Source organism: Clostridium sp. HV4-5-A1G, assembly GCF_900184915.1.
Lineage (GTDB): Bacteria > Bacillota > Clostridia > Clostridiales > Clostridiaceae > Clostridium_B > Clostridium_B aromativorans.
In genome coordinates this window covers 1-6721 of the sequence record NZ_FXYI02000184.1, presented here as the reverse complement: position 1 = coordinate 6721, position 6721 = coordinate 1, and the positions used below count along the sequence as shown (strand labels likewise).

Genomic DNA, 6721 nt, shown 5'->3' with positions numbered 1-6721 from the left:
ATTTAATATAAAAATGGCAGGTACTGGTATAAATATACCCTTACTAGCCATTGCCGATAATAACCATATTTAGAATATTTTAAACTTAATTAGAGCCTATTTTATTCAACTCATTAAATAAATAAACATAATTCTCATCATTATTATCCTTTGTTATTTCCTTAGGAAGTTTATTTATATATTCCTTCAATTCTTTTAAGATCGATTTATTCCTATAATTTCCTGCTTCTCCTTTTTCAATAGAAGAGCACCATCTTTTTAATTCTACAGTCTGTATTGATTTTACATCTTCTGAGGAAAGTTTATTCAGTATCTTCAAGTTTGCATCTATTATCTGAATTATCTCAGTATCACATATATCATCCTGTTTTATCGTAAACACCTTTGGGGAAGTTTCAATATTTTGTTCTCTAAGAGATTTCATAATTTTATCCGCATCATCTTCTGAAAAAATTCCTAAAAATACTCTTGTTTTACCCGATTCCGTGATACAAAATGGTATTCCATGTTTAGAAAGCACTTCTTTTTCTTTCTCCACATTATTTCTATCCTTGTAAATACCGCCCTGAACAGCTACAAATTTTACATCTTCATTTTTTAAAACTGAATTACTTTCATATTCACTTTCTGTCTTATTTTGGGATGTATTGGTATAACCCAGGTTAACCGGGTTCTTTACTATAATCTGGAATATAAAAGTTCCCAATATAAATGCTGACAAAAGTATTATAAATATAAAAATCACAAAAGTTTTAGTACTATTATCCTTTTTTAAATCGTATCGTGTGTACTTCATTTTTTTCACCCCTACTTTATGCTATTTATATATATTATTAGGGTGTAAAAAAAAATATTACCTTTAGCCATTAACTTTTCCCATAATTATCATATCCATATATCTATCATTTACATTGTAAAAATTTTTTACCATTCTAATTGTTTTAAATCCCATTTGCTTCCAAAAATTCAAATTTTCAATTTCGTTTTTAATTACTCTCGTAAAGAAAACAGTCGCATTATATTCTTTTGAAAAATAATTCATAAGTTCAATTATTATAAAGTCCCTCAAATCATCGTATATTTTATCCAGATAGAAAAACCATATCCAGAGTTCATTTTCAACTTTGAACTCAATCCTTCCCTTCAATATACCTACTAATTTGTTATTTTTTTTTATCTTCAAAAAAAATTCACATTCACTTATATAGCTTTCCAAAAATCTTTCTGTAAGTTTATCTAGATCTGTCTCCTCTCTGGCAAAAGCATTTTTCATCTCCATCCATTTTTTTATCTCGATTAAATCCCGATGATGCACATTAGAAATTTCTATATCATCTCTAAGCATCATTTCAACATCAAGCATAGCTTCACCTCTTTTGTATATTAAATTATCAATTTTAGAATTCTATACAAGCAATCAAAACTCCTTTATTTCATATTCTTATCTTCTATAGCACTAATCAATAAGCAATATACAAAAATACAAATGTTCCATTTGATCCGCACGTTAACCATCAACTGGCAATCTTAGCTCCCTCTAAATCCGGTTCAAGTAGCATTATATTCCAATTATCTTCTAACTTATCTAAAAAATTCTTCATTGACTTCATAAATTCATCTACATTTTCATCCAGCACAGCCATAAGTGTAGATCCTGAACCACTTATAAATTCACCTATAGATCCCAGTTCTTTTGATCTTTTAAATATGGCCTCGGAATGTTTTATTAAATTTTTTCTATAAGGCTGATGCACCCTATCCCCAAAACATATCCTCAATTTATCAAATTCACTGTTATAAAGAGCACTTATAAGCATAGCAGATCTCGATATATTGAATATGCAATCTTCTTTTAAATAAGTAGCTGGCAGCACTTCTCTTGAGAGAGCTGTACTAACTTGAAAAGATGGTATCATAGCAACAAATTTCAATTTACTTGGAATGGTCACCTTAGAATACTTTATCTTCTCCCCTACCCTAAGAGATATAACCATTCCCCCCAGAGTAGCCGGCACTACATTATCCGGATGACCCTCTATTTCTGTGGCCAGATCAATTATATTCTCCAAACTCATCTTGTTTCCCATAATTGCATTAGCAGCCGATATTCCACCAACTATACAGGCAGAACTACTTCCCAGGCCTCTACAAATAGGTATATCACATTTAATTACGTTTATTTTAAACCCCTCGTAGGGATATTTTTGTCTATTCATAGTTTCCGCTATACTTTTATATATGAGATTATCTTTAAAATCCTTCTCTAATTTCAAATCATTGTTGTATATTTCTGTGGGTCTGTCTATTTCCTCGACTTCAATTTCATTATATAACTTTAAAGCCATACCTAAAGTATCAAATCCAGGTCCCATGTTAGCAGTAGTTGCAGGTATTCTAACTCTTACCTTAGCCATTTCTTATATCACTCCTATCTATAAAAATTTATTATTTTGAGAAATACAATCTACTATTTATCTAGAACCAAAATTTTTTTTACTGATTTAACGCATTTTTTATCTCTTATTTTTTCAATATAATTATTCACAGCATTTTCATTATCTGAGATTACAAAAGCTACCACCTCATTTTTATTTCCTGAAAAATCATTAGATAAAATATAGCATTTTTTGAAATTTACAGGTAAGCTCTCTATAACATTCATCCTGTTATCTGTCTTTATTCGCATAAACCATTTACCCTTCAGCCCCCAGCTTCCATTTATCTTTGCTTTTTCTTTACCGAATACAATAGATTTTTCGTTCTTGTGTTCAATTATATCTGCTATGTCTCCAAAAACTGCACTGGCCGTTGGAAACATTCCAGCACCCTTTCCTGAAAACATCACATCTCCTACAGCATCACCTTCTACTAAAATTGCATTGTACTCATCCTCTATTTTTCCAAGTACCGAATCCTCTTTCACCATGACAGGCATAACAGATGCATATACATGATCATTGAAAACCTTACTGATACCCAGAAGCTTTATATTACATTTTTTTAACTTTGCATACCTAAAATCATCGCTGTCAATTTCTGTAATTCCTTCAATATTTATATCTTTCCAACTCACCCTTATATTATAGGCAATAGTGGACAAAATAGAGAGCTTTCTTGCAGCATCATAACCTTTTACATCTGATTCAGGATTTGCCTCTGCAAAGCCCAGTTTCTGTGCAAGTTCTAGTGCATTTTCATAGCTCATCCCATTATGGTTCATTTTGGATAGTATAAAATTCGTAGTACCATTTAATATGGATTTTATACTTTTTATTTGGTTTCCTACAAGGCACTCATTTATCGACTTCAGTATGGGTATTCCCCCTCCTACACTTGCTTCAAAGTGAATTGTAACTCCATTTTCCCTGGCCAACCTCAGAAGTTCATATCCATATTCTGCAATTAAATCCTTGTTGGCTGTAACAACATGTTTTTTCATATTTAAGGCCCTTTTCACATATTCGTAGGATGGATCAAGTCCACCCATGGCTTCTACTACAATATCTACTTTTTCTTTAAAAATATCATCTATATTTTCCGTTAAGAGTTCCCTGTTCTTATTATTTGCATGTCTTTCAAGATTTCTGACCAAAATTTTTGACAATACAAGTTCTTCGTTTAATTCAGTTTTAAATTTATCCTTATTTCTCAATATCAATTCAGCTACACCGCTGCCTACTACTCCATATCCCAGCATTGCTATATTTATCATTTAACAGCCTCCCTTTTATTTTAATAATCTAAATTGCTAAAGTATCAAATTATAGCTAAAAAAATAAAAACCCATCCCCTTTATGGGACGAGTTTTATCGTGTTTCCACCCAAATTAGCAGCAATGTCAAAAGAATGCAGAACATACATTCCCCTCTATATATGTTACATACATCAATAATAACTGTAAATACATGATACAATTAAATTACTGCCATCTCTAAAATCCTTAACGCAGACCTGCGGAAATATCTACTGTTTAAGCTTCAATATACAACTCAAAGGTGGTTTTCAACAACTCTCGCTTGAGGAATATTTCAGCCTATGAATTCCCCTCTCTAAAAACAGTTGATTGTTTACTCTTCCTTGTCATAGCTTTTTTATTTGAAATTAAATACTATATGTATAATTAAACACAATTATATTTCTATTCTACTGCAGCTAAATTAACTTTTATAACGTTCTTTAAATTCCTTATATCTTCCAACAATTCGTTGACCTCTACTTCTAATTTAGAAGCATCAAAAGTTATAGATACAGTAGCAGCATTATTGATAGGTATGTCCTGATTTATAGTGAGTATGTTACCTTTTTTTTGAGCTATTATATCAAGTATCTTAGACAAAGTACCTGCTTTATGGGCTAAAATCAATCCAATAGTTATCTTGTGACCAATTATGCCTTCAGATAATGTAAAAACTGCATCCTTATATTTATAATAAGTGCTCCTGCTTATACCAACTTTCTTTACTCCTTCTGATATATCTTTTACCTCTTTAGTTCTCAAGAGTTCCTTCACTTTTACCACCTTAGTAAATACATCAGGAAGTATTCTAGTATCAATTATGAGAAACTTAGCATTCATAAAATCCCGTCCTTGTTCGCAAATAAAATACACATGTACTTCACTTGAATATGTAAATTATAATATCACAATTTACATAAATAATCAACAATTTTCATAAAAAAATTTTGTTAAATATAAAAATGGCATTTTGCCATTTTTATATTTAATCCTCAAATATTATATACGGAACTGTAACTACAGCTATATTTCTTCTTCTAAGAAGCATGGTTCTGATAAACAATGCAGTTTGATTGTGAAGTATATTCCCCCACCATTTTGTAACCACAAGCTGGGCCAGAACCACTGTCACAGTATCTTTAGGTCCCGCTGCATATTCTTCCGACTCTATAAATTTGACCAAAGGCCCCAATATACTTCTATAAGGGGATCTTTTCACCACTATGGGTATATCTACATTATACTCGTGCCATTTTTTTAAAAGCTTTTTTGTAGCCTCATCATCTACTGACACGTGAAAAATTATTATATTGTCTGATATTGTTCTGGCGTAATTTAAGGCTTTTAAAAAAGACTTATTCAAAGTATCTATAGGTACTATTACATATCGCTTTTGTTTAGATATATCCACTTTTTCCTTGGGTCTCTCATTTAACGTAAGTTTCAACTGTCTGGCCACTTCAGAATAATGTCTCCTAACAGCTATCATAAGATAAACCAATGCAGGTATAAGTATGAATACAATCCATGCTCCATTTAAAAATCTAGTTATCCCCAGTATAACAGCTGTGGCAAAGGTAACAAGCGTACCTATACCATTTATGGCAGCCCTGCGGATCCAGCCTTTACTTTTGAGCCTTATCCATCTTTTAAACATTCCCGCCTGGGACAATGTAAAGGATATAAAAACTCCCACTGCATACAGTGGCATCAAATAGTGAGTATCTCCTTGAAACATAACAACCAGCATGGCTGAAACCAATCCAAGGGTTATGATTCCATTTGAATATCCAAGTCTTTTTCCCCTCTTGGCAAACTGCCTTGGAGCAAATCCATCCTTAGCTATAAAAGCCAGCAAGAGCGGAAGTCCTGCAAAGGCAGTATTGCTGGCCATTATGAGTATAATGGCAGTAGTCACTTGGACCAAATAAAACATAATATTGCCGCCAAATACCTGATGGGCGATTTGGGCAACTACAGTTACATCTGAATTAGGTACTGCATGGTAGAGAGTGGCAAGATAAGACACTCCTCCAAATATTACAAGCACCACCAATGCCAAAAGTTCTAAAACTCTCTTGGCATTTTTCTGTGAAGGTTCCTTAAAGCTGGGAATACCATTGCTCACTGCTTCTATTCCAGTAAGTGCCGTGCATCCTGAAGAAAAAGCCCTTAAAAACAAAAACACAGTTATATTAGAAACTGCTGTCGGTATTTTATACATGGGCTCAGGTACGTATCCCAACACCTTCACTTTAAATATTCCAAAAAATATCATAGACAATATCACAATCATAAATAAATAAGTGGGGGTACCGAATGCCTTTGCAGATTCCCTTATCCCCCTTAAATTACCTATGGTTATAATAAATATAAATAATAGGGTTATAGTAACCCTATAAGGTAATAGTACAGGCACTGCAGAGATTATAGCTGCTGTACCTGCAGATGTACTTACTGCTACGGTCAAAACATAGCCAATAGTTAAAGATGCTCCTGCTACAAGTCCAGGGATTGTTCCAAGATTGTCTTTTGCAACAATATAAGACCCCCCTCCTTGAGGATAAGCATCTATAGTTTGTCTATATGAAAGTGTGACCAAAATCATTAAAAACACAATGCAAAGTGCTGAATAAAACATGTATTTATATGACATTATACCTAAAACAGGTATTAGTACCCAGAGTATCTCTTCACCTGCATATGCGACTGAGGATATCGCATCGCTGGACAGTACTGGTAGTCCCCAAAATACATTGAATTTCTCGGATTTCAATTCATTGGTTTTTAAGCTTTTACCAATTAATAATCTTCCCAATTTAGATACCATTTTTTGCACCTCTAAAAGTAAATTTTACTTTAACTTTAGTATGGAATGATTATATATTATTATTCACTTTTATGACAGCTTTCTTTTTAAGATTCTAAGACTATTTTAAATAGAATTGGACAATCTACCTGTAAATATTTTATATTCTATATATT

6 protein-coding genes and 1 other annotated feature are annotated in these 6721 nt (G+C 32.4%); all 6 genes read right to left on the bottom strand.

Annotated features, from left to right (window positions below; all coding sequences use genetic code 11):
- Positions 1-85 precede the first annotated feature (85 nt).
- The 6 genes from J5G60_RS15375 to J5G60_RS15350 all read right to left on the bottom strand — a co-directional run bounded on the left by J5G60_RS15375 (position 86) and on the right by J5G60_RS15350 (position 6566).
- A complete protein-coding gene (locus J5G60_RS15375; RefSeq protein WP_150358774.1) occupies positions 86-796 on the bottom strand; it encodes an SPOR domain-containing protein in 711 nt (236 codons plus the stop codon).
- Between the two features lie 63 nt (positions 797-859).
- The gene (locus J5G60_RS15370; RefSeq protein ID WP_150358773.1) at positions 860-1363 is read right to left on the bottom strand and encodes a GNAT family N-acetyltransferase; all 504 of its coding nucleotides are present in this window, start codon (positions 1361-1363) and stop codon (positions 860-862) included.
- Between the two features lie 151 nt (positions 1364-1514).
- On the bottom strand, positions 1515-2414 hold the full coding sequence (gene thrB / locus J5G60_RS15365; RefSeq protein WP_150358772.1) for a homoserine kinase: 900 nt from the start codon (positions 2412-2414) through the stop codon (positions 1515-1517).
- 53 nt (positions 2415-2467) lie between these two features.
- Entirely contained in the window at positions 2468-3712 is a 1245-nt protein-coding gene (locus J5G60_RS15360; protein WP_150358771.1) for a homoserine dehydrogenase, read from the bottom strand.
- A gap of 80 nt (positions 3713-3792) precedes the next feature.
- Positions 3793-4093 (bottom strand) — a binding site (T-box leader).
- A gap of 45 nt (positions 4094-4138) precedes the next feature.
- The gene (locus J5G60_RS15355; protein WP_150358770.1) at positions 4139-4576 is read right to left on the bottom strand and encodes an ACT domain-containing protein; all 438 of its coding nucleotides are present in this window, start codon (positions 4574-4576) and stop codon (positions 4139-4141) included.
- Between the two features lie 145 nt (positions 4577-4721).
- Complete coding sequence (locus J5G60_RS15350; RefSeq protein WP_150358769.1) at positions 4722-6566, bottom strand: APC family permease; 1845 nt, start codon at positions 6564-6566, stop codon at positions 4722-4724.
- Positions 6567-6721: the final 155 nt, after the last annotated feature.

Bases quoted from the DNA above. Each gene is read 5' to 3' on its own strand.
- J5G60_RS15350 (WP_150358769.1), bottom strand. From the start codon at position 6,566: ATGGTATCTAAATTGGGAAGATTATTAATTGGTAAAAGCTTAAAAACC.
- J5G60_RS15360 (WP_150358771.1), bottom strand. From the start codon at position 3,712: ATGATAAATATAGCAATGCTGGGATATGGAGTAGTAGGCAGCGGTGTA.
- thrB (WP_150358772.1), bottom strand. From the start codon at position 2,414: ATGGCTAAGGTAAGAGTTAGAATACCTGCAACTACTGCTAACATGGGA.
- J5G60_RS15355 (WP_150358770.1), bottom strand. From the start codon at position 4,576: ATGAATGCTAAGTTTCTCATAATTGATACTAGAATACTTCCTGATGTA.
- J5G60_RS15370 (WP_150358773.1), bottom strand. From the start codon at position 1,363: ATGCTTGATGTTGAAATGATGCTTAGAGATGATATAGAAATTTCTAAT.
- J5G60_RS15375 (WP_150358774.1), bottom strand. From the start codon at position 796: ATGAAGTACACACGATACGATTTAAAAAAGGATAATAGTACTAAAACT.